The sequence below is a fragment of the Ruegeria sp. CDSC054 genome (assembly GCF_059610645.1).
In genome coordinates this window covers 122,433-144,974 of record NZ_JBXWOA010000001.1, presented here as the reverse complement: position 1 = coordinate 144,974, position 22,542 = coordinate 122,433, and the positions used below count along the sequence as shown (strand labels likewise).

Sequence of the window (22,542 nt, the reverse complement as noted above, 5' to 3'; positions counted from 1 at the left end):
TCCCACCAAAATCACCTCCCAACAATGATATCTGCGCAAAGGCCACCCAGCCTTTCACTTTTGCCAAGCCGCAGGACACCGCCATGTGCGCGGGCAATATCCGCAACAATCGCCAACCCAAGACCAACGCCACTGCCCTGATTCTGGTTGCGTGCGGGATCAAGACGCGAGAACGGTTTTACAGCCTCAGTGCGCTGCTCTACCGGAATGCCCGGTCCGTCATCTTCGACCCGGATGCGCGTGGTTTTGGGCGTCAGGGACAGGCTGACCTCGGCCCGGTTGCCATATCGCACCGCATTGCCAATCAGGTTCTCGACCGCGCGGCGCATGGCCATAGGGCGCAGCATCGCCGTGCCGTCACCTTCGAGTGAGACCAATTCGGCCTGATGACCTGCCCGTCGCGCGTCTTCGACAATCTGGCGCAACAACGCGGCGGGCTCGATTGCCTCGGCAGGGCCCTCAGCGGCGCCGCGAGAGAAATCGAGGAACGCATCCAACAGCAATTGCATCTCGTCTACGTCCTGCTGCATCGGTGCTGCCTCATCCTCAGGCAACATGGACAGGCCCAGTTTCAGGCGCGTCAGCGGTGTTCTCAAGTCGTGACTGACCCCCGACAGCATCATCGTGCGCTGTTCCATCTGGCGCTCGATTCTTGCCCGCATTTCCAGAAACGCACTACCGGCTGCGCGCACTTCTATCGCACCGCCCGGCGAATAGGGTACCACCCTGCCCCGGCCAAAGGCCTGCGCGGCGTCAGCAAGCCGGGTGATGGGCCGCAGTTGATTGCGCATATAGAGGAATGAGATCGTGGTCATGACCACGGCAAAAAACACCATAGTCACAATCAACTGATGCGGCGCCGTGGGTGACAAGCGGCGGCGATCTATCGTCAACTGCAGAAGCCCCAGATCGGTTTCCAGATACAACCGTGCCTCGTCACCCGAAGGCAAGGCCACAGAAACCAGATCGGGCAGTCGCATCTGTAAATTTGCCTCGACCTGAGGTGCGATGAAGTCGTACCACCGCCGCTTGTCGGTCAATGGATCCTGATCGGGGTCGACAAAGCGGGCCTTCATCTCAAGCGCAACCAAATCCGGGCGTATGGCTGCCAATGCCTGCTGCCGGGTCTCGGCCCCCTGCATCGTTTCAAGCACCAGAGTCACTTCGCGCGCCGCGGATCGGGTCATCTGTGCGGTGACGTCCTCAAGATGTTTTTGCAAAAAGGCAATCCCAACCACCAACAGCAGAACGATAACCGGAAGAACCAGAATCAGTGCTGCTCGGGCATAAAGGCTGCGCGGCATATAGTGTTTGAGCCATTGACTGGACATGCGCTAAACCTAACGGGCTGATCCGCCAAGAGAAAGAGCTCAGAATGCAGGTGCCCGACGATTTCAACCCGCCACCAGGTCAGGCAACCGAATTACAAACTGGCCTGCGGCGGATTCTGGCACCAAACCCGTCTCCGATGACTTATCGCGGTACGAATACGTATCTATTGGGAGGTCGCGATCTGGCGGTCATCGATCCTGGCCCCCTGAGCGACACGCATCTTGGGGCGATTCTGAACGCCATGCAGCCGGGTCAACGGATAAGCCACATCATCGTCACCCACAGCCATCTCGACCACTCGCCACTTGCGGCACCATTGGCAGAACGGACCGGTGCGCCGATTTTGGCCTTTGGCGGGCCACAAGCCGGACGCAGTGCAGTGATGACCGAACTGGCGCATCAAGGTCTGGTCGGCGGAGGTGAAGGGATAGACACCGCATTTCGTCCGGATATCGAACTGGCGGACGGCGAGATGGTCGAGGGTGAAGACTGGCAGCTTGAGATCATCCATACACCCGGTCATCTGGGAAACCATATCGCCCTGGGATGGGGCAATGTCTGCTTTACAGCGGATCACGTCATGGGCTGGGCCAGTTCGCTGGTCTCCCCTCCGGACGGGGATCTGACGGATTTCATGCAAGCCTGCCAAAGGTTGCGCGCCCGGAGCTGGTCCGTGTTTCACGCAGGCCATGGTGCACCGATCACCGATCCTGGCGAACGTTTGGACTGGCTGATCAATCACCGCCTCACGCGCGAAGCTCAGATACTGGCGGCGCTCGAGGATCAGCCCGGCACCGCCCGCCAACTTGCCGAGCGCATTTACACCGATACGCCTATCGCGCTGCTGCCAGCCGCCGAGCGCAACGTGTTTGCGCATCTAATTGATCTATATGGTAAATCAAAAGTCTCCACACTTGATGCGCTATCGGGAAATGCCAATTTTTTCAGAACCGCGTGACTTGTCCAAATTTTTTTCCGATTGATGCAGTTCTCCTCTGGACGGGCAAAAAACGGATTGTTATACGCCCCTCAGTTCCGGCGTAGCTCAGCGGTAGAGCAGTTGACTGTTAATCAATTGGTCGTAGGTTCGATCCCTACCGCCGGAGCCAAAATCCCCTGATATCGAGAACCTCATACGGCACCAAACTCGGTGCTATTTGGATTGATGTCATTTTGGTGAAAAAAACTCTGCACCCCACTGGACGCCGTAGAAACGGGTTGCTATACGGCGCGAACCGTTCCGGCGTAGCTCAGCGGTAGAGCAGTTGACTGTTAATCAATTGGTCGTAGGTTCGATCCCTACCGCCGGAGCCATTTCCAAAAATATCAGGCGCTTAGCCCATCAAGGCATCCTCGAAGTCCGCGCGCAGGTTGCGCTTTAGGACCTTGCCGGTCGCGTTCAATGGAAGCGCGTCCACAAAGACAACCTTGTCGGGAACCTGCCATTTGGCAATCTTGCCGTCAAAGAAGGCCAGCAACTCTTCTTCGCTGGGGTCGGAACCTTCGGCTTTGACGGCCACCAACAAGGGGCGTTCGTCCCATTTGGGATGAGGCACGCCAACAACGGCTGCCGTGGCAAGCTGCGGATGGGCAACAGCGATGTTTTCAAGCTCAACCGAGCTGATCCATTCACCCCCGGATTTGATGATGTCCTTGGACCGGTCCCGGATTGTCATGTATCCGTCCGGGTCCAACGTTGCGACATCTCCGGTCGCGAACCATCCGTCCTGCAGCAGGTCTTCATCCTGCATCTGGAAATAGCTGTCCAACACCCAATGCCCGCGCACCAGCAGATCGCCCTGCGTGACGCCATCTTGAGGCAGATCCTTGCCGTCATCATCGACGATCTTCAACTCGACGCCATAAGGCGGTCTGCCCTGGCTTTCGCGCAGCTTGTGTTGTTCTTCAAGCGGCAGGTCAAAATGCTTGGCCAACGGATTGTTCGTTGTACCCAACGGGCTCATCTCACTCATACCCCACGCGTGAACCGTATCAACGCCATAAGTTTCGCGGAAGGTCTCAATCATCGAGGGCGGACACGCAGCACCACCAATCACGGTGCGGTTCAAGCTGGCCAGTTTGCTTCCTGATTTTTCGGCATGTGCCAGCAAGCCCTGCCAGATCGTCGGAACGCCCATTGCAAGCGTCACGCCATATTTATCGACCAAATTCACCAAGGCTTCGCCATGCAGGCCCGGCCCTGGCAGCACCATGCGCGAACCGGACATGGCGCAGGCATAGGGCGACCCCCATGCGTTGACGTGGAACATCGGAACCACTGGCATCACGACATCCATAGCTGAAAAGCCGATGACATCTCGCGTGTTCGATCCGAAACTGTGCAGAACTGTGGAACGATGGGAATACAGAACGCCTTTGGGATTGCCCGTCGTGCCCGAGGTGTAACACAGGCTGGACGCTGTGTTTTCATCGAAACTCGGCCACTGAAAATCGCCATCGCCAGTTTCGATCAGGTCATCATAGAACGCGACGCCAGGGATTTGGGCAACGGCGTCTTCATTCCGTGGGCCCATCAAAACGAAATGGCGCACTTCGGTCAGGTGTTCGTGCAGGGCCGCGACCAAAGGAATGAATGTCGCATCAAAGAACAGAACCCGGTCTTTTGCGTGGTTGATGATGTAAGTCAGTTGTTCAGGGAACAACCGGGGGTTCACCGTGTGGCACACATATCCCGCACCGGACGTGGCATAGTAGATCTCCAGATGTCGCCGGTTGTTCCAGGCCAACGTGCCAATTCGATCCTGCGGCTCCAACCCCAGCTTGGTCAGCGCTGATCCCAGTTTTCGCGCGTTTTGCGCCACTTGCTCCCATGTGGTTTCGGTGACCGATCCATCGGTTTCGACCGAGTAGATCTCGGTCTGGCCATGATAGCGTTCGGCGTGATCAATCAGCGACGAAATCAGCAAAGGCTGCGTCATCATCTGTCCCAGCATGGACATCCTCCCATTATCAGCGTCGCCTCTATTGGGCAGTGCTGTCTGCTTGCCTGATGCCACTCGCCAGCGTGCGCAAAGCAAAGTGTTCAGGGCGTTCCCTAAGAACAGACCCTGCCAATCATTTAATTGTCTGACAATAAAAGAATGCAGCCTGCCTTCACGGCAGACTGCAAAAAACCGCGTTAATAATCGCGGTGGCGCATTGTATAGGCAACCAGAGCAGCGGTTGAGCCGTCCTTGCCGGATGCGCTTTCATCACCATCAACGATCGGGCCGAGAGATGTCGCAAGTTCCTTGCCCAACTCAACGCCCCACTGGTCGAACGAGTTGATGCCCAACAGAACGCCTTCGACAAACACACGATGTTCGTACAGCGCGATGATCTGGCCCAGAACAAACGGAGTGAGCTTTGGGTACATCAACGTTGTGGATGGACGGTTGCCCGGAAAAACGCGGTGACGGGCTTGCCGTTCCAGCTCGTCCCCTTCCAGCCCCTTCTCCGCCATCCGTTGCCGTGCTTCAGCCAGCGACCGGCCGCGCATCAGCGCTTCGGACTGTGCAAGGCAATTGGCCAGCAACAGGCGGTGATGGTGGGTCAGTTCAGGTTCGTGCCCTTCGGCCGCGACCATGAATTCACATGGGATCACGTCGGTGCCCTGATGGATCAACTGATAGAACGCATGTTGCCCGTTGGTTCCCGGCTCTCCCCAAACCACGGGACCCGAAGGAACGGTCAGAGTGTTGCCGTCCATGGCAACAGACTTGCCGTTCGATTCCATCTCAAGCTGTTGAAAATACGCTGGAAGACGCAGCAGTCTTTGATCGTATGGCAGCACGGTCCGGCTGGCATGACCCAGAACCTGACGATGCCAAATGCCGACCAAAGCCAGCATGACCGGCATGTTTTCGATCCAGTCGGCGGCGCGGAAGTGGACGTCCATCGCCTCTCCGCCACGCAGGAACGCGTCAAAGGCGTTCGACCCTACGGCGATCATTACCGGCAGGCCCACCGGGCCCCAGACCGAGTAGCGCCCGCCGACCCAATCGGCAAAACCGAACACGCGCTCTTTGGGGATGCCAAAGGCTTGGGTCTTGTCCAGCGCGCTGGACACAGCCGCAAACTGTCTGGCCGGGTCGCCGCCGCCATCTTCCATCCAGGCCCGTGCCGTTCGGGCGTTGGTCATCGTTTCGATTGTCGTGAAGGTCTTGGAGGCGACGATTACCAAAGTCCGCGTCGGATCAAGCTGGCGTAGCGTGTCGGCGATATGTGCACCGTCTACATTCGAGACATAGTGGAGTCTTGGTCCGTCATGATACGGGGACAGCGCATGCGTCGCCATCACCGGACCCAAATCCGAACCACCAATGCCGATGTTGACCACATCGGTAAAGCCGCCCCCTGCCCCAGTGACCGCCCCGCCGCGCACCTCTTCCGCGAAGACACGCATCCGTTGCAGTGTGTCCAGAACATCGGGCATGACGTCCAGACCATCGACCTCAACCGGGCCACCATCCAGATTACGCAGCGCTGTGTGCAGAACGGCACGGCCTTCGGTTTCGTTGATCTTTTCACCATCGAACATCGCTGCGCGGCGCGAAGCCAGACCAGTCTCATCACACAACGCGATCAAGGCCTTTCGGACGTTATCTGTGATCTGGGTTTTGGAATAATCAAACAGCAGATCTCCGGTGGACGCGGAAAAACGCTGAGCCCGGTTCGGATCGCTTTCAAACAGCCCGAGGATGGCCTCGTCCTGCACTTCGGATGCTAGATTTTTGAGCGGGTCCAATTGCATCTGTGTCACTCCGCCCAATGAACCGTCATGCCGGTTAGCGCGGCAGCGATCGGGGCCTCTTCCGGATGCAGAGACATGGCCTTATCCAACGCATCGCGCTTGGTGGCGCCAAAGATAATCAGGTGTTTGGATAGCGCTCCATCCAACACGGGGCCAGTCAGCGTGATCCGCGCCTCGGGTTGGGTTTCGGGACGGGCGACTGCAAGCGGTGGCGCGTGACTATCCAGCGCGTCTTCAAGCCCCTCCATCCCCGGAAACAGAGAAGCTGTGTGCATATCCTCACCCATTCCAAGAACCAGAACCGAAAGCGGCAAGACTGGTGTAATCAAGGATTCGATTTCCGGCAGGACATCGTCCGGTTCTTTACCTTCAACATACAGGGGCACGTATTGCGCAGCCGAAGCACGGTTTGTCAGCAAGCGCTGCCGGATCAGCCGTTCGTTCGAACGGTCGCTATCACCCGGAACACAGCGTTCGTCCGTGGGCAAAACCCGCACACGGTCCCATTCCAGATCAGCCGCGCACAGGCCATCGAATACCGGCCCGGGGGTCGTGCCGCCCGGCACGGCCAACGAAACCATGTCGTGATGCAGCAAGGCAGCCTCCAACTCTCCGGCCAAGGCGTTTGCGACATCAATTGCCAGCATGTCGCGATCAGCATATTCCTGAATCTTCATGGGTTTATTCCTTGCCAGCGGCGACCATCTCGTTTCATCAGCAGCTCGGCGTCGCCCGGGCCTGTGCTGCCGCTTTCATAAGGTTTTGGTACGTCACCGCGCGCGTGCCAGCCCGCGATGATCGGGTCGGTCCAAGCCCATGCGGCCTCAACCTCATCCCCGCGCATGAACAGGGTCTGGTTGCCCCGGATCACGTCCATCACCAGCCGTTCATATGCATCCGGGGGGTCTTGATTTCCTGACCCTAGCGCCTCGGCAAAACTCATGTCCAAGGGCACATCGACCAGACGCATACCACCCGGGCCCGGTTCCTTGATCGTCACCTTCAGCGTTATGCCTTCGTTCGGCTGCAGGCGTATCGAAAGGACATTCGCGTGGCGTCCGGCCTCTTCGCCAAAAATCGAATGCGGCGCGTCCTTGAACATCACGTTGATCACCGAAGACCGCGCCACCAGACGCTTGCCCGTGCGCAAGTAGAACGGCGTGCCCGCCCACCGCCAATTGCTGATATGCGCCCGCAGTGCCACATAACTTTCGGTGGTCGAGCGCGGATTGCCCACGGTTTCGCGGTATCCTTTCCTGCTTTCACCTCCATCGAACTGCCCTCGCACGATATGGTGTGGCTGGACCTGATCCAACGCGCGAATAACCTTGAGTTTTTCATCCCGCACAGCGTCCGGATCAAATTTTGCCGGAGGCTCCATCGCGATCAGACACAAAAGCTGCATCAGGTGATTCTGCATCATGTCGCGCATGGCACCTGCGCGCTCATAGTACTCTTCCCGCCCGTCGATACCTACGGATTCGGCCACCGTGATCTGGATGTGATCGACATATTGGCTATTCCACAGCGGTTCGAACAGCATATTGCCAAAACGAACGGCCATCAGGTTCTGGACGGTTTCCTTACCCAGATAGTGGTCGATCCGGTAAATCTGGCTTTCCCGAAAATGCTCAGCCAAGGTCGCGTTTAACGCCCGTGCGCTTTCCAGATCGTGGCCAAAGGGTTTTTCAACGACAATCCGCGTGCTTGGCGTCGCAAGATCATGCGCCTTGATCCGCTCGGCCAAAGGCCCAAACAGGCGCGGACCGACCGAGAAGTAGAACGCGCGCACCCGATCTTGGTTCAGCTTGTCAGAAAGCTGATCCCATCCTTCATTCGAGTATCCGTCCAGAGTTACATAGTCGACGCGGTCCAGAAACGCGCGGAATGCGCCCTCGTCCTGGCATTGCGCAGCCGCATGGGTTCGCAGCGATTCGGCGACCAATGCCTGAAACCCCGCGCGGTCGTGGACCGTGCGCGCCGCGCCAATGATTTGGACGCCTTCGGCCCACTGCCCTGAACAAAAGCGCCGAAACAGGGCCGGTAGAATCTTACGTTGCGCCAAGTCGCCGGTCCCGCCAAAAATGACGAGATCGAACGGATCAACTGGTATGACGCGAGAAACCATGGTTTTTCCTTATCTTGCCCCGCCGGGCATGTCCAATGTTAGCGCAATCGGTCAGCGTAAATCCCCCATCATCAAAACTCTGTCAGGTCGCACTTGCCTGACTTAACTAATCCGAGTCGAGCAGCTACATCAGAAGTAACTTCAAAGAACCGGATACCGGAATGAAAGACAACGCGCCTCAGACCGCCAATATCGGCAAGTTTAAGAACAAATTGGTGACAGCAGATGGGCAAACTCGCGCTTCCGTAGCGTTGAAAAACCCCGAGACGTTGTGGTTCAATACCGGCACTCTTTGCAACATCGAATGCGTCAACTGCTACATCGCCAGTAGTCCAACCAACGACGCGCTGGTCTATATCACCACCGACGAGGTGCGCGACTACTTGGACCAGATCGAAGAACGCGACTGGCCGGTGCGTGAGATTGGGTTCACCGGGGGCGAGCCCTTTATGAACCCCGGAATGATCGACATGACTCGTGTCGCGTTGGAACGCGGCTATGAAGTTTTGATCCTGACAAATGCAATGCTGCCGATGATGCGCCGCAAGATGCGCGAGGGTTTGCTGGATCTGAAGCGCAATTATGGAAACAAGCTGACACTTCGAGTTTCCGTGGACCACTATCGCCCCGAACTGCATGACGAGGAACGCGGAAAAGGCAGCTTTGACAAGACGATCACTGGAATGGAGTGGTTGCGCGACAACGGGTTCAATATCGCTATCGCAGGCCGCACGGTCTGGGGTGACAGCGACGCCGACAGCCGCGCCGGGTATGAGGCGTTTTTCAAGCGGCACAGCTTTGACATCGACGCACAGAATCCCGGCCAAACCGTTTTGTTCCCAGAGATGGACGAAACCGTCGAAGTCCCCGAAATCACAACCGCTTGCTGGGGCATTCTGGATAAAGCACCCGAGGCTGTAATGTGTTCGAATGCCCGCATGGTGGTTAAACGCAAAGGCGCAGAACAACCTGCCGTTCTGGCCTGTACCCTACTGCCGTACGAGCCTGAGTTTGAAATGGGCACCACACTGGCCGAGGCCGAGGCCGACGTGCACCTCAACCACCCACACTGCGCAAAATTTTGCGTTCTGGGCGGCGCCAGCTGCTCGGGCTGATCAGTTTAGCTCGGGCGATTTCCAGTATTTTGTGCCTGACGCCCCAGCCGAAACGCGCCAGCCCTTTTTGCTGAGCACAAAAAACGACCGCCCATCTGTGAACCTGAGCGTCTCATCGGTGCGCTCATCTCCATACATTGCGCCGGATTCCGCAGTCGCGTCGTAACCTTGCGTGATAAAACTGTCCAAATCTGCTTGGGTTTCAAACAGGATCACGAATTTGGTCTCGAACCCGCCGATACCGATCGCCGCGCCCACGCCGCCGGTTCCCATATTCATATAGGTGTGCTGACCAGTCTCTTTGTTCACGGCAACACCGCGCCCGTACCCTGCGGACACCGGGAACACCGTCACTTTGCGGGAATCGAACGCAGCATATCCCGCACTGACATCATATAGCGCTTGTGCTTCGGGGTTTTCGGCAAGCAACTGCGCCAACACATCGACGGCCATGACATCCAGCTTCGCGCGGGTCTCTTCGGGCGTCGCCTCGTTTGACAGCAAATCAGAGGTGGACGTGATAGTTTCATCAACCGCGTTCGCCCCTTTTTCGAGTGTCTGCCCGACGGTTTCTGCCCCGCGTCCGACAGCATTAGCCGTATTTTCAGCGCCCTTCTTGATTTTATCAAGGACACCTTCGGCCAACACAGGCCCGGCTAGGCAGATGGCAACTGCAATCAAAAAAACTCTGGGCATTCCGTGTTTCCGCTTGTGGCCAATGACTTCGCCGCCACGATACCGGATGCACCGGAAATGTATATGGGTTTGGGCCTGATGCGCCCGGGCGTCAATTCACTCGGAATTCGCCTACCACGTTGCGCCATTCCCCGGGCGCGATCATTTTTCGATGTGTAAACCGCACGGAATGCAGCGGTCCTTCGATCTCTCGCTGCCAGAATTCAATAAAATCGAATAGTTTGGGATGATCCGGCGCAAGGTCGTATTCCTGCCAGATAAATGTATTTAGCACGTGAATATAGTCGGGCATGTGATAAAAAAATTCGGCCGTCGTCAGCCCATACCCCTTGAGCATCAGTTCTGTTTCGCTTTGCTCCATGCAGACCTCCAAAATTGTTGCAAGGTCTCTTCAGCATAACACAGAAACCACCTAACCCTTGGTTAACAATATGTTACCCCAGTGTTACGGGTGTTTTTTGCACAGAATGCGCTGCTTGCTTGCACCTTATGTGCCGGGTCTGATAAGGTACATCCACAAGATATAGACCCAGCACAATAAACGGGCAGGTTACGTGAGCGATACGCCAGAAACCCCAGAAAACATGGATGAAACACCGCCCCAGCGTCCCGTATATGACGGCCCGACGGTATCCATCGAATCCGAGATGCGCACGTCCTATCTGGACTATGCGATGTCGGTCATCGTGTCCCGCGCGATCCCCGATCTGCGCGATGGCCTGAAGCCGGTGCACCGGCGAATCCTTTACGCGATGCACGAGACGGGAAACACCCACGACAAATCATACCGCAAATCGGCCCGTCCGGTTGGCGATGTCATGGGTAAGTACCACCCGCATGGTGACAGCGCGATCTATGACGCGCTGGTGCGAATGGCGCAGGATTTCTCGATGTCGCTGCCGCTGCTGGATGGTCAGGGCAACTTTGGCTCGATGGACGGTGATAACCCGGCGGCCATGCGTTACACCGAAGTACGCATGGACAAGCCTGCCGCGTCCCTGCTGGCCGATATCGAAAAAGAGACGGTCGATTTTCAGGACAACTATGACGGCAAGGACCGCGAACCGACGGTTCTGCCCGCCCGTTTCCCGAACATGCTGGTCAACGGTGCCGGTGGTATCGCCGTCGGTATGGCAACCAACATCCCGCCGCATAACCTTGGCGAAGTCATCGACGCAACGCTGGCGCTGATCGATGAACCGGATCTGACATCCGAACAGCTGATCGAATATATCCCCGGCCCTGATTTCCCAACCGGTGGTGTGATGTTGGGCCGATCCGGCGCGCGCAAAGCCTATCTGGAAGGGCGCGGCAGCGTCATTATCCGCTCCAAGACCCGCGTCGAGGAAATCCGCAAGGACCGCTATGCCATCGTCGTGGACGAGATCCCCTATCAGGTAAACAAGGCCTCGATGATCGAAAAGATCGCCGAAGCCGTTCGCGAAAAACGCATCGAAGGCGTCAGCCACGTTCAGGACGAATCCGACCGCAATGGGGTGCGTGTCGTGGTCGAACTCAAACGTGATGCGACGCCGGAAGTTGTTTTGAACCAGCTTTTCCGTTTCTCGCCGATGCAGACCTCGTTTGGTTGCAACATGCTGGCGCTGAATGGTGGCCGGCCCGAGCAGTTGACCCTGCGCCGGTTCCTGACCTCTTTCATCGACTTCCGTGAAGATGTCGTCGCCCGCCGCACTGCGTACGACCTGCGCAAGGCCCGCGAACGCAGCCACATCCTGTGTGGTCTGGCGGTGGCTGTGTCGAACGTGGATGAGGTGGTCGCCACAATCCGGTCATCCGCTGACGCCGCGCAAGCGCGTGAAAAGCTGATGACCCGTCGCTGGCCCGCGGCTGAGATCGAAAGTTATCTGCGCCTGATCGACGATCCTCTGTCCAAGATGAATGACGACGGCACCTATAACCTGACCGAAGTTCAGGCCCGCGCCATCCTTGACCTACGTCTGCAGCGACTGACTCAGATCGGTGTCAAAGAGGTCACGGACGAGCTGGAAGAACTGGCAGGTAAGATCCAGGAATACCTCGATATTCTGTCCTCGCGAGAGCGCATCATGTCGATCATCGGAGATGAGCTGCGCAGCGTTCGTGAACAGTTTGCCGTGCCCCGTCGCACCGAGATCGTTGATTGGTCCGGCGACATGGAAGACGAGGATCTGATCGAACGTGAGGATATGGTCGTGACCGTCACGTCGGGCGGATACATCAAGCGTACTCCGCTGGCCGATTTCCGCGCGCAAAAGCGGGGCGGCAAGGGCCTGTCGGGGATGCAGACCAAGGAAGAGGATGTTGTCACTAACCTCTTCGTTGCCAATACCCACACGCAGCTGCTGTTCTTCACGACGGATGGCATGGTCTACAAACTCAAGACCTGGCGTCTGCCGCAATCGGGGCGCACTGGTAAGGGCAAGGCAATCGTCAACATCTTACCGATCCCGACCGGTGTTTCCATCGCCGCGATCATGCCGGTGGATGTACCCGATGAAGAATGGGAGAACCTTCAAATCATCTTCGCCACCAGCGCGGGCGACGTGCGTCGTAACCGCTTGTCAGACTTCACCAATGTCCGACGCAACGGCAAGATCGCAATGAAACTGCCCGAAGATGTTGAGCTGGTGAACGCCCGTATCTGCTCGGAAGATGAAGATGTGATGCTGGTCACCAATTCGGGTCGTGCAATCCGCTTCCGCACCACCGATGTACGAGTGTTCAACTCGCGCGAATCCACCGGTGTGCGCGGTATCAGGCTGTCCAATGGAGACCGCGTGGTTTCGATGTCGGTGATCCGCCATTTCGAAGCGACCCCCGAAGATCGTGTGGCTTACCTCAAAATGCGCCGTGCGGTTGCAGGGCTTACCGAAGATGACGCTGGTGACGAAGAGGAAGCCGCGGCAAGCAGTGATTTCAACCAGGAAAAGTATGCCGAGATGTCGGCAGCCGAAAACCTGATCCTGACAATCACAGCAGGCGGCGCGGGCAAGCTGAGCTCTAGCCACGACTACCCAGTCCGCGGACGCGGCGGGATGGGTGTGGCCGCCATGGACAAGGCGATGCGTGGTGGCGAACTCGTCGCCTCGTTCCCGGTCGATATGGAAGATCAGATCATGCTGGCGACGTCCAAAGGCCAATCGATCCGGGTGCCGGTTGATGGGATTTCGTTCCGCTCCCGCTCGGCCGGTGGCGTGAAGGTCTTCAACACCGGCAAAGGCGAAGTGGTCGTCAGTGTTGCCTGGATCGCCGATCAAGGCGACGAGGACGAAGCGGAAGAGTAACCGACAGATCCATAACATTATTCAGGCGCTACACTTTCGGGTGTGGCGCCTTTTTATTTATCAAAAGGTCTTCGACCGCCCAAAGGCGATCCTGTCCCCAGACACTTTCCCCGGCGACACGGAAACTTGGGACACCCCATAGCCCGATCTCTTGCAGGCGGTCCTGATTGACCGCTACCCGATCTCTCCAATGATCCGAGCTAACGTGCGGTTTCGCACTCTGCCAATCCAACCCCGCGTTTTCGACGATAATCCGAAGCCCACGATCGGTTGCAGCATTTAGACCCTTTGACCAGACGCCGCGCAGGAAGGCGGAACAGAACTCAGGCAGTTTTTCCTGCGCTTCGGCATAATCCAGTAAGGCATAGCCACGCTCGACTCCTTTGCCCAAAGGATCACAGATACGCCCAAACGGGATCCCCAACCGCCGCGCTTCGCGCACGCAATCATAAAGGATGTAGGAGGACTTGGGTGGAGGGACGGGTAAGCCTCGCATCAACATTGGCAAAACCGGCCTCAGAACCAGCCGTGCGTTGTAATGGCGTGCCAAGTCGACGGCCCGGTCAAATGCCAGATACGAATAAGGGCTGCGGAAAGAAAAGAAGAACTCAATCTCCTGATCTTTAGACTTCTCTTGGTCCAGTTGCACTGAAGGCAAAGGCACTATCGGTGACGATCCGCTTCCCAGACCCACGTGCAGCAACCGATTTTCGAGGTAATGAAGACGATCAACGCCCCAATACCATTCACCATCGTTGTGAAACGTTCCGCCGAGATAGTGACCCAAAGCTGAAAGTTGCTGGTCACCATCCTCGATCAGCGCAGCCGGTAAGGGGTGATCAGACGACGAAAAGCCCTTTCCCGACCAAAGATCTTCGCTGATACCTCGGACATTTTTAACAAAGCTCTCATTCGTCAGTTCGGCTGCCATCTGTTTTTCCGCAATTGCAATGAAAGCCTCGTCAGGAACTGCGCCTTCAGGAGGGCTGAGACCAAGCTTTCGGGCCAGCCTTGCCGCATCTTTGATAGCATTTTGCCGATGTGCTGCCGGGTCCGGCAAAGCCTCGGCCGGAGGGCCCGAAATCAGATGCGGGCGCAGCTCGACATCATAGGTGTCTCGAAACTGCTGCAAGACCTGTGCGGTGAGGTGACAGTATGGGTCGGAAACATCATGGAAATATTGGACAACGCGCGGCCGGTTCAGCACCTGATGCTTTGCCTCCAACACGCGCCTACGCGCCACCAGGCGCGTGTTGCTGGTCAGAATTGACGCTATGTGTGGTTTGACATGTGTTGCAAAGAACAAGGTGGTTCCTTTGGTAAAACCGTTCGAACCACCCTACCCTCATTCAGGTCAAAACCAATGCACCTACACGGCAACTTGACGAAACGTTTCCTGACCTCAGAGCCCGTATAATTCGCCAAATTTTTGTTCCAGATACCCGAGTAACGGGTCAGGTCCGGGTTCCATACCGCTTGCACGCTGAATGGTCTCGCGCGGAGCGTAAAGCCCACCGTGTTGCTGGACATTCTTACGCAGCCAATCGGTTGCGCCTGTCGTGTCACCTGCTGCCAGTTGCGCATCCAGTTCCGGCACAGCGTTCCGCAACGCTTGGTAAAGGCATCCTGCATAGACATTGCCCAGCGAATAGGTTGGGAAATAACCAAACAGACCCACTGACCAGTGCACATCCTGCAGACACCCGTTTGACGGTGTGTCGACGGCATAACCAAAATCCGCTTTGAAGCGGTCGTTCCACGCAACCTCCAGGTCATTCACCTGCAAATCACCGGCCATCAGCGCGCGCTCCAGATCAAAGCGCAGCATGATGTGGAGGTTGTATTGCACCTCATCCGCCTCGGTGCGGATGTACCCGTTGTGAACACCGTTGACCGTTGCATAGAACGTATCCGGGTCGGAGATGCCAAAATTGCCAAACGCGTCTTTCATTTGGCCAAACAACCAACCGGTAAAGGCACGGGATCGGCCCAGTTGGTTCTCGTAGATCCGGCTTTGGCTTTCATGCACACCCATCGACACACCCCGCCCCAGCAGCGTCAGGGCATAAGCCGGATCAATCCCCTGTTCATAGGCGGCATGGCCGACCTCGTGGATTGTCGAATAGAAGCAGTTGAACGGATCGTTTTCACTGGTCCGGGTGGTGATCCGAACATCCGAGCCGCTGCCCGAGCTGAACGGGTGAACGGCCTTGTCGATACGGCCTGTATTCAGGTCATACCCGAAAGTGGTGGCCAGTTTCTCGGACAATTGCATCTGTTTCAGCTCATCGAAACTCCCCGTCAAAGCCTGAGGTGCAGGTTTATCCAGAACAGCGGCGCGCAGAGCTACCAGACGCGGGCGCATCTGGTCAAAGATTTCGGCGATCTGCGATCCGGTCGTGTAAGGCTCATAATCCTCAACCATCGCGTCGTAGATATTGCCACCCTGCGCCAGTGCGGCACCTTCTTCACGCTTTAGCGCCACGACCTCATCCAGCACGGGCAAGAAAGCGGCGACATCTTCGTCTGCGCGGGCCTGCGCCCAGGTTCCCTGTGCTGCTGACGTCACGCGTGCAATGGCCGTTGCCAGGTCGGCAGGCACCTTGACCGTCCGTTCATAGGACCGGCGGATTTCTCGCAATTGCGCCTGCCCGACCTGATCCTGAGGCTCGGCTTGCTCCAGCCATTCAGCCACACGGGGATCGGATCGGCGCGCGTGCAAAACCGCTTCAATCGCTGCCATTTCCTCGGCCCGCTGCGACGCGGCCCCCCGGGGCATCACTGTTTCCTGATCCCAGCCCAAGCGTCCGGCAATTTCGCCCAAGGCCGATGTTTCGCGCTGGAAGGCCATCAAATCGTCATAAGCACTCATGGAAATCAGGCTCCGCGCAGAGAGGTAGCTATTGGGTAAGCGGTCAGGAACCGCGCCCGTAGGATCAGGGTCCAGACGACGACGGCCATGAACTGGTGGAAGATGGCGATCTGCCACGGGGCTGCGTAGATCACGGTCGCGATCCCAATCACCACCTGCAGCGACAGCGCTGCGAAGGCCGCGTTGAAGGCAAAGCGAGTTTGCGGATGAGCACTGGTGCTTCCGCGCCGCCAAACGACGATGCCGAAGATGAACAGCAGATAGCCAGCGCAACGGTGGATGAATTGAACCAGACCGGGGCTTTCGAAAAAGTTGCGCCACATCGGTTCGAGCATCGTCATATCAGGCGGCAGTAACTGCCCGCCGATCAGCGGCCAGTCGGTATAAGACCGTCCGGCGTCGATCCCGGCGACAAGCGCGCCAATAAGGATTTGTAAAAAGGCGAAATGCATCAGGCCAGTGGACAACGAGAACAGACGCGCCTCTTTCGCGCGACGGGCCTGCATCAGGTCACTCTCCTCGCGGCCCAGTTCAAAGATGTACCAGACAAGGAAGCCGAGAATTACAAAAGCCAACCCCAGATGGATGGCAAGGCGATAGCTGGCGACAGCGATCATCCCTTCGCCCTGCGTTACGCCTGAGGCGACCATCCACCAGCCAACAGCGCCCTGAACACCACCCAAAAAGCCCGGAATCAGCAGTTTACCTGTCCACCCGGTCGGAATTTTCCGCGCAATAAGAAAGCCAAAGAAACCAAGCGCCCAGACCAATCCAATCACGCGGCCAAGCTGACGATGGCCCCATTCCCACCAGTAGATGGATTTGAAATCGCCCAGCTCCATCCATTGGTTCTGGATGCGCCACTGGTCGATCTGCTTGTATTTGTCGAACTCGGCTTGCCAGTCCGCCTCATTCATCGGCGGGATGGCCCCGGTAATCGGCCGCCACTCGGTAATCGACAATCCGCTATCGGTCAGGCGTGTCAGCCCACCCACAGCGATCATCACGACCACAAGGGCAAACAGGATCATCAGCCAGGCGCGAATGGCCTTACGCGCACCCCCGCGGCCACGATCGATCATACCCGGTTGAACGGCTTGTTGTTTTTCAGTGTCTGAGACGTCTTCGAAGATGCTGCGCTTACCGCTCATGCTGTCCTCTTGTGCCTTGGATTTCGTCGCAAGCTAGGGTGAAGCGGAACATAGGTCCAGCCTCAGCCTTTGTCTTTCCAGCGGACCATCTGCCGCATGACCCCATGCAACATCTGCACATCCGCCCGCGTCATGCGCATCCGCGACCAAAGGTTGCGCAGGTTCGTCTTCATACCTTCGGCCTTTTCGGGCGGATAAAAGAACCCCGCCTTTTCCAGCCGGTCTTCATAGTGTTCGACCAGTTTCTCGACCTCGATGCCCGTGGCCCAGTCGCCCTTGCCCAGATCGGTGGCCTCATGAACCACATCGCCGGTCTGGCGCATCCACTCATAGGCGGTCAGAAGCACGCATTGGCCAAGATTCAGCGAGGCGTATTCCGGGTTTACCGGAACCGAGATGATCGCGTTTGCCTTAGCGATGTCTTCGTTTTCAAGCCCTGCGCGTTCCGGGCCAAACAGAACACAGACCTTTTCACCAGCAGCAACCTTTTCGGCAGCCAACTGCATTGCGCGTTCCGGGCTGTAGACCGGCTTGGTCAATCCACGCTGTCGCGCCGTGGTCGCAAAAACAAAAGTGCTGTCGGATAGCGCACCGGCCAGATCGTCATATAGCTGCGCCTCATCCAGCAATCGCCCGGCCCCGCTGGACATCGCCACAGCCTTGGGGTTCGGCCACCCATCCCGAGGTGCCACGATCCGCATCCGATCCAGCCCGAAATTCCACATCGCCCGCGCGGCGGCACCGATGTTTTCACCCATCTGCGGGCGCACAAGCACGAATGAGGGTTGGGATTTATCGCTGGGCATGGCTGTCTCCGAAAGCTCCGCCTGCTCTAATCTGCGCGCGCAGGCAGGGCAAGCCGTTCGCGCCTTCATTTGGGCCGGAAACCAGCATAAAAGTTTGCTTCCCCGCCGCAATCCGCTAAACCGCGCAAAAGACTGAAAGCGAAGGACGCGCCAATGGACACCCCCGAGCAGCCGCAGATTTACCTGATTACGCCACCGACCATCGAACTGAGCACCTTTACGAACCGTTTGGCCAGCGTGTTGGACGGGGCAGAGATCGCCTGTATCCGATTGGCGCTGGCTGGTGGAGATGAAGACACGATCGCCCGCGCGGCGGATGCCTGCCGTGAGGTTGCTCATGCGCGCGATGTGGCGCTGGTGATCTCGAACCATGTTCTGCTGGCGCAGCGGTTGGGGCTGGACGGGGTGCATCTGGATGACGCCGCGCGCTCGGTCCGGTTTGCACGAAAGGAATTGGGCGCGGAAGCCATCGTTGGCAGCTTTTGCGGTGCGTCCAGCCATGACGGCATGTCGGCTGGCGAGGCCGGTGCGGACTATGTCGCCTTTGGACCAGTGGGCGCGTCAACGCTGGGTGATGGCACAATCGCCGAAATGGATCTGTTCCAGTGGTGGTCTGAGACGATCGAAGTTCCGGTCGTTGCCGAGGGTGGCCTGAACCCCGACCTGGTTCGCGATCTGACCCCCTGCACCGATTTTTTCGGTATCGGGGACGAGATCTGGTCACAGGACGACCCTCTGGCCGCGCTGAAGGGTCTGACCGACGCGATGCGCTGATCGGTGCGAGCGTTAACGCTTGCACCTACGCCGGGGCTACGGCATGACGACGACATGACACAAAACAGCGACATCCTTTGTATCGGATCGGTTCTTTGGGACGTGATTGGCCGGTCCGCCAGCGCCATGCGGCAAGGGTCGGACGTGCCGGGGCGGATCACCCGCCTACCGGGTGGCGTGGCCATGAACATCGCCATGACACTGGTGCGTTTTGGCATGACCCCCACCCTGCTGACCGCCATCGGGCGCGATCCTGAGGGCGATGAGTTGGCAAATGCGTGTTCCCGGCTGGGCATGGTGACAGATCACATTTACCGTTCGCAGGATTTGCCGACCGACCGTTACATGGCGGTCGAAGGGGCCAACGGCCTGATCGCGGCAATTGCTGACGCACATTCGCTTGAGGCCGCGGGCGCCAAAATCCTTCGCCCGCTAATGCACGGGCCGCTAGGGTACGAAAACGAGCCGTTCGAAGGCCCTATCGCGCTGGACGGCAATCTGACACTGAACTTGCTTGAGGAAATCGCCCAAAGCCCCGCCTTTGCGCGCGCCGATCTGCGTGTCGCACCGGCCTCGCCCGGTAAAGCCGAACGCTTGCTGCCGTTCCTGAAACATGCGCGTGCAACGCTGTATGTGAACCTCGAAGAAGCCGGCATCCTGTGTCAGCGTGAATTCAAGGATTCCGAAAGCGCCGCCAAAGGCCTGCTGGATCGCGGCGCGCTGCGGGTGTTGGTCACCGACGGCGGAAGTTCGGCCACGGTTGGTAATGCGGATGAAATCCTGACCCAAACACCCCCGTCCGTTCTGGTTACCCGCGTAACCGGCGCAGGCGACACTTTTATGGCGGCCCACATCGCCTCAGAATCCGACGGAGCATCCAGCGCCGAGGCCCTGACCCGCGCGCTGAACGCCGCCGCAACTTACGTATCCGGAGAAACCCCACTGTGATCGACATTCAATATTCCGCCGAGGTCCGCGCCGCCAAGGACGCAGGCCAGCCCATCGTTGCGCTGGAAAGCACCATCATCACCCACGGAATGCCCTACCCTCAGAACATCGAGGTTGCGGCACAGGTTGAACAGGATATCCGCGACGCGGGCGCAATTCCGGCAACCATGGCCGTGATCAAAGGCAAACTGCATGTGGGCCTTGAGGCTGATGAGCTGAAAGCGTTGGGTCAGGCGCAGGGCGTCGCCAAGCTGTCGCGCGCTGATATGGCAGCCTGCATGGCAACCGGCGGCACTGGCGCAACCACAGTCGCTGCGACGATGATCGCCGCGCATTATGCCGGGATCGAAGTGTTTGCCACCGGTGGCATCGGCGGCGTGCATCAGGGTGCCGAGACGACCTTTGATATCTCAGCCGATCTGCATGAGCTGGCGCAATCCCCGGTTACGGTTGTCGCTGCAGGCGCAAAGGCCATCCTCGATCTGGCAAAAACGCTCGAGGTTCTGGAAACGCTGGGCGTTCCTGTCATCGCCTACGGGCAGGACGAATTCCCGGCCTTCTGGTCGGCCAAATCCCCTTATGCCGCGCCCCTGCGTATGGACAGCGCCGAAGACATCGCCACGGCCCACGCCACGCGCCGCGCGCTTGGCTTGCCCGGCGGTCAGTTGGTCGCCAACCCGATCCCAGCCGACGATCAGATCCCGGCCGAAGAACTGGCACCTATCATTGCCTCGGCACAGGCCGACGCAGATACGCACCGGATCAGCGGCAAGGGTGTCACGCCGTACCTGCTGCAGCGGATCTACGAACAGACCGAAGGGCGTTCGCTGGCCGCCAATATCGCTTTGGTCCGCAACAACGCGCGACTGGCAGCCGGGATTGCCCGTGCTCTAGCCGCGAAGACCGATTGACTTAAGCCTATTGTACCAAGGCACCCGACTGCTTAACTAACTCGGCAGAAAACCGCTCAGGACCGCAATGAACACGCCATTTGACGAAGAACCACATCGCCGCCCGGGCCTGTTTTCGCGACTGCGCGCGTCTTTCCTGACGGGCATCGTTGTGATTGCGCCGGTTTGGCTGACCATCTGGCTGATCTGGTCCGTGGTCGGCTGGATCGACAGCGCGGTGCTGCCCATAATTCCACAGCGGTTCCAGCCGCAGGAATACGTGGGCATCAACCTGCGCGGCGTCGGCGTTGTCATTTTTTTGATCTTCACAGTTCTGGTTGGATGGATCGCCAAAGGTATTCTGGGCCGGTCCCTGATCCAAATTGCCGAAAGCCTTGTCAGCCGGATGCCCGTTGTTCGATCCGTCTATTCCGGGATCAAACAGATCTCGGAAACGGTGTTTGCCCAGACTGAACGGTCATTCGAAAAAGCATGCCTGATCCAATACCCCCGCCGCGGCATCTGGGCGATCGGTTTCGTCTCTACCGCGGCAAAAGGCGAAGTCAGCGAGCGGGCTGAAACCGGGGGCGAACTGCTGGGCGTTTTTGTTCCGACCACGCCCAACCCGACCTCGGGCTTCCTGCTGTTCTTCCCAGCCGAGGACGTGATCCTGCTGGATATGACTATCGAGGACGCCGCAAAGCTGGTGATTTCCGCAGGCCTTGTTTACCCCAACGAAAAAGACCCGACGCAGCCACCGGAGTGATCAGCCGAACATCTCGGGCAAGTCGACGGTGCTGCGTGCGCCGAGATCGGCTTTGTGATCACCAATGAACCGATGCGCTGCGGCGCGCCCGGCGTCCTTCAGTTTATGCAGTATCACAGGGTTGGGAACCGTCTTGGTTGCCACGGACAAATCGTTCATCAATTCGTCATCCGCGATCATGTGAACAAATACGCGGCTCATCTCTCCGGCCGTCAGCTTGCCGTCCGCCAACAGACGCTGAACAAAATTGATCGCCCGCAGCTCGCGAAACAGGGATGAGTTAAAGCTGATCTCGTTGATCCGATTCTGGATCTGCTGCGGAGTTTTCGGCACCTCATCACGCTCAAGCGGGTTGATGTTCACGACCACGACATCTTCAGGCAAATCATTGTTAAACAGGGGATAAAGCGCCGGGTTTCCAGTGTAACCACCATCCCAATATGCCTCGGTCCGGCCCGAGCTGGGGTCAAATATCTCGACGGCCTGAAACAGGTTCGGCAGGCAGGCCGAGGCCAAAATGGCATCCGTTGAAATCTCTTCCCCGGTGAACACCCGGATCTTGCCGCTGCGTACACAGGTCGCGCAGACAAACAACTGGGGTCCCTGATCCGTGCAAATCTCATCAAAGTTGAACCGATCCACAACCGGTTTCAGAGGATTGCGGTAAAACGGACCATAGGCATAAGGCGACACCATTCGCGACCAGGCATCGCCAATCGAGAATGGCAGTGAATACTCCATCGACTGGGCAATCTGTGCGGGCTCCAGCGCCTGCATCCAGTTGGCAAGGCGCATATCCCCCACCGCACCCATCCGTGCCCATAGCCCGTCCAGACAGGCCCGCGCGCCGTCGCGTCCGTTGTGCACCATCCCGGATTTGAAGGCAGCGCCATTCAGCGCCCCGGCCGAGGTCCCTGTGATCGCCGCAACCTCGATATCTTCTTCGTCCAGCAGCCTGTCCAGAACGCCCCAGGTAAAGGCACCGTGCGCGCCCCCACCCTGCAAAGCCAGATTGATCCGTTTCACC

19 protein-coding genes and 2 tRNA genes are annotated in these 22,542 nt (G+C 58.0%); 9 read left to right on the top strand and 12 right to left on the bottom strand.

Translation table 11 applies throughout. From position 1 onward, the window contains the following. Positions 1-11 precede the first annotated feature (11 nt). Positions 12-1,331: an ATP-binding protein gene (locus AC2FGC_RS00690; protein WP_496727180.1), complete on the bottom strand. Its 1,320-nt coding sequence runs from the start codon at positions 1,329-1,331 to the stop codon at positions 12-14. A gap of 44 nt (positions 1,332-1,375) precedes the next feature. On the opposite strand from AC2FGC_RS00690, the gene AC2FGC_RS00685 reads away from it, so the two are divergent. From AC2FGC_RS00685 to AC2FGC_RS00675, 3 genes are all read left to right on the top strand, one after another. After that, complete coding sequence (locus AC2FGC_RS00685) at positions 1,376-2,290, top strand: MBL fold metallo-hydrolase (RefSeq protein WP_496727181.1); 915 nt, start codon at positions 1,376-1,378, stop codon at positions 2,288-2,290. Between the two features lie 76 nt (positions 2,291-2,366). Further along, positions 2,367-2,441 (top strand) — tRNA-Asn (locus AC2FGC_RS00680). A gap of 130 nt (positions 2,442-2,571) precedes the next feature. Further along, a tRNA-Asn gene (locus AC2FGC_RS00675) sits at positions 2,572-2,646 on the top strand. Between the two features lie 20 nt (positions 2,647-2,666). On the opposite strand, the gene AC2FGC_RS00670 is transcribed toward AC2FGC_RS00675, so the two are convergent. The 4 genes from AC2FGC_RS00670 to zwf all read right to left on the bottom strand — a co-directional run bounded on the left by AC2FGC_RS00670 (position 2,667) and on the right by zwf (position 8,213). Then, positions 2,667-4,286, bottom strand: a complete 1,620-nt coding sequence (locus AC2FGC_RS00670) for a long-chain-fatty-acid--CoA ligase (protein WP_496781280.1) — start codon at positions 4,284-4,286, stop codon at positions 2,667-2,669. A 185-nt stretch (positions 4,287-4,471) separates the two neighbouring features. Further along, positions 4,472-6,085, bottom strand: coding sequence for a glucose-6-phosphate isomerase (gene pgi / locus AC2FGC_RS00665; protein WP_496781279.1), 1,614 nt, complete (start codon positions 6,083-6,085; stop codon positions 4,472-4,474). Between the two features lie 5 nt (positions 6,086-6,090). Further along, positions 6,091-6,762, bottom strand: coding sequence for a 6-phosphogluconolactonase (gene pgl, locus AC2FGC_RS00660; RefSeq protein ID WP_496722990.1), 672 nt, complete (start codon positions 6,760-6,762; stop codon positions 6,091-6,093). Beyond that, on the bottom strand, positions 6,759-8,213 hold the full coding sequence (gene zwf, locus AC2FGC_RS00655; RefSeq protein ID WP_496764655.1) for a glucose-6-phosphate dehydrogenase: 1,455 nt from the start codon (positions 8,211-8,213) through the stop codon (positions 6,759-6,761). Before zwf ends, pgl begins: the two co-directional genes overlap by 4 nt. A gap of 161 nt (positions 8,214-8,374) precedes the next feature. Here zwf and AC2FGC_RS00650 point away from each other — a divergent pair, with 161 nt between their 5' ends. After that, complete coding sequence (locus tag AC2FGC_RS00650; protein ID WP_496764652.1) at positions 8,375-9,328, top strand: radical SAM protein; 954 nt, start codon at positions 8,375-8,377, stop codon at positions 9,326-9,328. Here the strand turns inward: AC2FGC_RS00650 and AC2FGC_RS00645 are convergent, their stop codons facing one another. Together AC2FGC_RS00645 and AC2FGC_RS00640 are read right to left on the bottom strand one after the other, a co-directional pair. After that, on the bottom strand, positions 9,329-10,024 hold the full coding sequence (locus AC2FGC_RS00645; protein ID WP_496764649.1) for a lipid-binding SYLF domain-containing protein: 696 nt from the start codon (positions 10,022-10,024) through the stop codon (positions 9,329-9,331). A 91-nt stretch (positions 10,025-10,115) separates the two neighbouring features. After that, on the bottom strand, positions 10,116-10,385 hold the full coding sequence (locus AC2FGC_RS00640; protein WP_058271768.1) for an usg protein: 270 nt from the start codon (positions 10,383-10,385) through the stop codon (positions 10,116-10,118). Positions 10,386-10,578: 193 nt separating this feature from the next. Between AC2FGC_RS00640 and gyrA the strand changes: the two genes are divergently transcribed. After that, positions 10,579-13,308: a DNA gyrase subunit A gene (gene gyrA, locus AC2FGC_RS00635; protein WP_496705394.1), complete on the top strand. Its 2,730-nt coding sequence runs from the start codon at positions 10,579-10,581 to the stop codon at positions 13,306-13,308. Positions 13,309-13,336: 28 nt separating this feature from the next. Here gyrA and AC2FGC_RS00630 read toward each other — a convergent pair whose 3' ends face one another. The 4 genes from AC2FGC_RS00630 to AC2FGC_RS00615 all read right to left on the bottom strand — a co-directional run bounded on the left by AC2FGC_RS00630 (position 13,337) and on the right by AC2FGC_RS00615 (position 18,137). Beyond that, on the bottom strand, positions 13,337-14,614 hold the full coding sequence (locus tag AC2FGC_RS00630) for a DsbA family protein (protein ID WP_496781278.1): 1,278 nt from the start codon (positions 14,612-14,614) through the stop codon (positions 13,337-13,339). A 96-nt stretch (positions 14,615-14,710) separates the two neighbouring features. Continuing rightward, positions 14,711-16,180, bottom strand: a complete 1,470-nt coding sequence (locus AC2FGC_RS00625; protein WP_496781277.1) for a carboxypeptidase M32 — start codon at positions 16,178-16,180, stop codon at positions 14,711-14,713. Between the two features lie 5 nt (positions 16,181-16,185). After that, on the bottom strand, positions 16,186-17,331 hold the full coding sequence (ctaA, locus tag AC2FGC_RS00620; RefSeq protein ID WP_496781276.1) for a heme A synthase: 1,146 nt from the start codon (positions 17,329-17,331) through the stop codon (positions 16,186-16,188). A gap of 62 nt (positions 17,332-17,393) precedes the next feature. Next, positions 17,394-18,137, bottom strand: a complete 744-nt coding sequence (locus tag AC2FGC_RS00615; protein WP_496781275.1) for an RNA methyltransferase — start codon at positions 18,135-18,137, stop codon at positions 17,394-17,396. Between the two features lie 153 nt (positions 18,138-18,290). On the opposite strand from AC2FGC_RS00615, the gene AC2FGC_RS00610 reads away from it, so the two are divergent. The 4 genes from AC2FGC_RS00610 to AC2FGC_RS00595 all read left to right on the top strand — a co-directional run bounded on the left by AC2FGC_RS00610 (position 18,291) and on the right by AC2FGC_RS00595 (position 21,515). Continuing rightward, positions 18,291-18,911 (top strand): thiamine phosphate synthase, encoded by a 621-nt coding sequence (locus AC2FGC_RS00610; RefSeq protein WP_282151322.1) that lies wholly within the window; start codon positions 18,291-18,293, stop codon positions 18,909-18,911. Positions 18,912-18,965: 54 nt separating this feature from the next. Further along, a complete protein-coding gene (locus AC2FGC_RS00605) occupies positions 18,966-19,859 on the top strand; it encodes a PfkB family carbohydrate kinase (protein ID WP_109311787.1) in 894 nt (297 codons plus the stop codon). Then, on the top strand, positions 19,856-20,770 hold the full coding sequence (locus AC2FGC_RS00600) for a pseudouridine-5'-phosphate glycosidase (protein WP_496781274.1): 915 nt from the start codon (positions 19,856-19,858) through the stop codon (positions 20,768-20,770). The genes AC2FGC_RS00605 and AC2FGC_RS00600 overlap by 4 nt, the downstream gene beginning before the upstream one ends. 67 nt (positions 20,771-20,837) lie before the next feature. Beyond that, positions 20,838-21,515 (top strand): DUF502 domain-containing protein, encoded by a 678-nt coding sequence (locus AC2FGC_RS00595; RefSeq protein ID WP_058278068.1) that lies wholly within the window; start codon positions 20,838-20,840, stop codon positions 21,513-21,515. Here AC2FGC_RS00595 and AC2FGC_RS00590 read toward each other — a convergent pair whose 3' ends face one another. Continuing rightward, complete coding sequence (locus AC2FGC_RS00590) at positions 21,516-22,541, bottom strand: patatin-like phospholipase family protein (protein WP_496723017.1); 1,026 nt, start codon at positions 22,539-22,541, stop codon at positions 21,516-21,518. Position 22,542 lies beyond the last annotated feature (1 nt).

What these genes read in the sequence shown, in the direction of transcription:
- AC2FGC_RS00690 (WP_496727180.1), bottom strand. Translation starts at nt 1,331, where the DNA reads ATGTCCAGTCAATGGCTCAAACACTATATGCCGCGCAGCCTTTATGCC.
- AC2FGC_RS00685 (WP_496727181.1), top strand. Translation starts at nt 1,376, where the DNA reads ATGCAGGTGCCCGACGATTTCAACCCGCCACCAGGTCAGGCAACCGAA.
- AC2FGC_RS00670 (WP_496781280.1), bottom strand. Translation starts at nt 4,286, where the DNA reads ATGCTGGGACAGATGATGACGCAGCCTTTGCTGATTTCGTCGCTGATT.
- pgi (WP_496781279.1), bottom strand. Translation starts at nt 6,085, where the DNA reads ATGCAATTGGACCCGCTCAAAAATCTAGCATCCGAAGTGCAGGACGAG.
- pgl (WP_496722990.1), bottom strand. Translation starts at nt 6,762, where the DNA reads ATGAAGATTCAGGAATATGCTGATCGCGACATGCTGGCAATTGATGTC.
- zwf (WP_496764655.1), bottom strand. Translation starts at nt 8,213, where the DNA reads ATGGTTTCTCGCGTCATACCAGTTGATCCGTTCGATCTCGTCATTTTT.
- AC2FGC_RS00650 (WP_496764652.1), top strand. Translation starts at nt 8,375, where the DNA reads ATGAAAGACAACGCGCCTCAGACCGCCAATATCGGCAAGTTTAAGAAC.
- AC2FGC_RS00645 (WP_496764649.1), bottom strand. Translation starts at nt 10,024, where the DNA reads ATGCCCAGAGTTTTTTTGATTGCAGTTGCCATCTGCCTAGCCGGGCCT.
- AC2FGC_RS00640 (WP_058271768.1), bottom strand. Translation starts at nt 10,385, where the DNA reads ATGGAGCAAAGCGAAACAGAACTGATGCTCAAGGGGTATGGGCTGACG.
- AC2FGC_RS00625 (WP_496781277.1), bottom strand. Translation starts at nt 16,180, where the DNA reads ATGAGTGCTTATGACGATTTGATGGCCTTCCAGCGCGAAACATCGGCC.
- ctaA (WP_496781276.1), bottom strand. Translation starts at nt 17,331, where the DNA reads ATGAGCGGTAAGCGCAGCATCTTCGAAGACGTCTCAGACACTGAAAAA.
- AC2FGC_RS00615 (WP_496781275.1), bottom strand. Translation starts at nt 18,137, where the DNA reads ATGCCCAGCGATAAATCCCAACCCTCATTCGTGCTTGTGCGCCCGCAG.
- AC2FGC_RS00610 (WP_282151322.1), top strand. Translation starts at nt 18,291, where the DNA reads ATGGACACCCCCGAGCAGCCGCAGATTTACCTGATTACGCCACCGACC.
- AC2FGC_RS00605 (WP_109311787.1), top strand. Translation starts at nt 18,966, where the DNA reads ATGACACAAAACAGCGACATCCTTTGTATCGGATCGGTTCTTTGGGAC.
- AC2FGC_RS00595 (WP_058278068.1), top strand. Translation starts at nt 20,838, where the DNA reads ATGAACACGCCATTTGACGAAGAACCACATCGCCGCCCGGGCCTGTTT.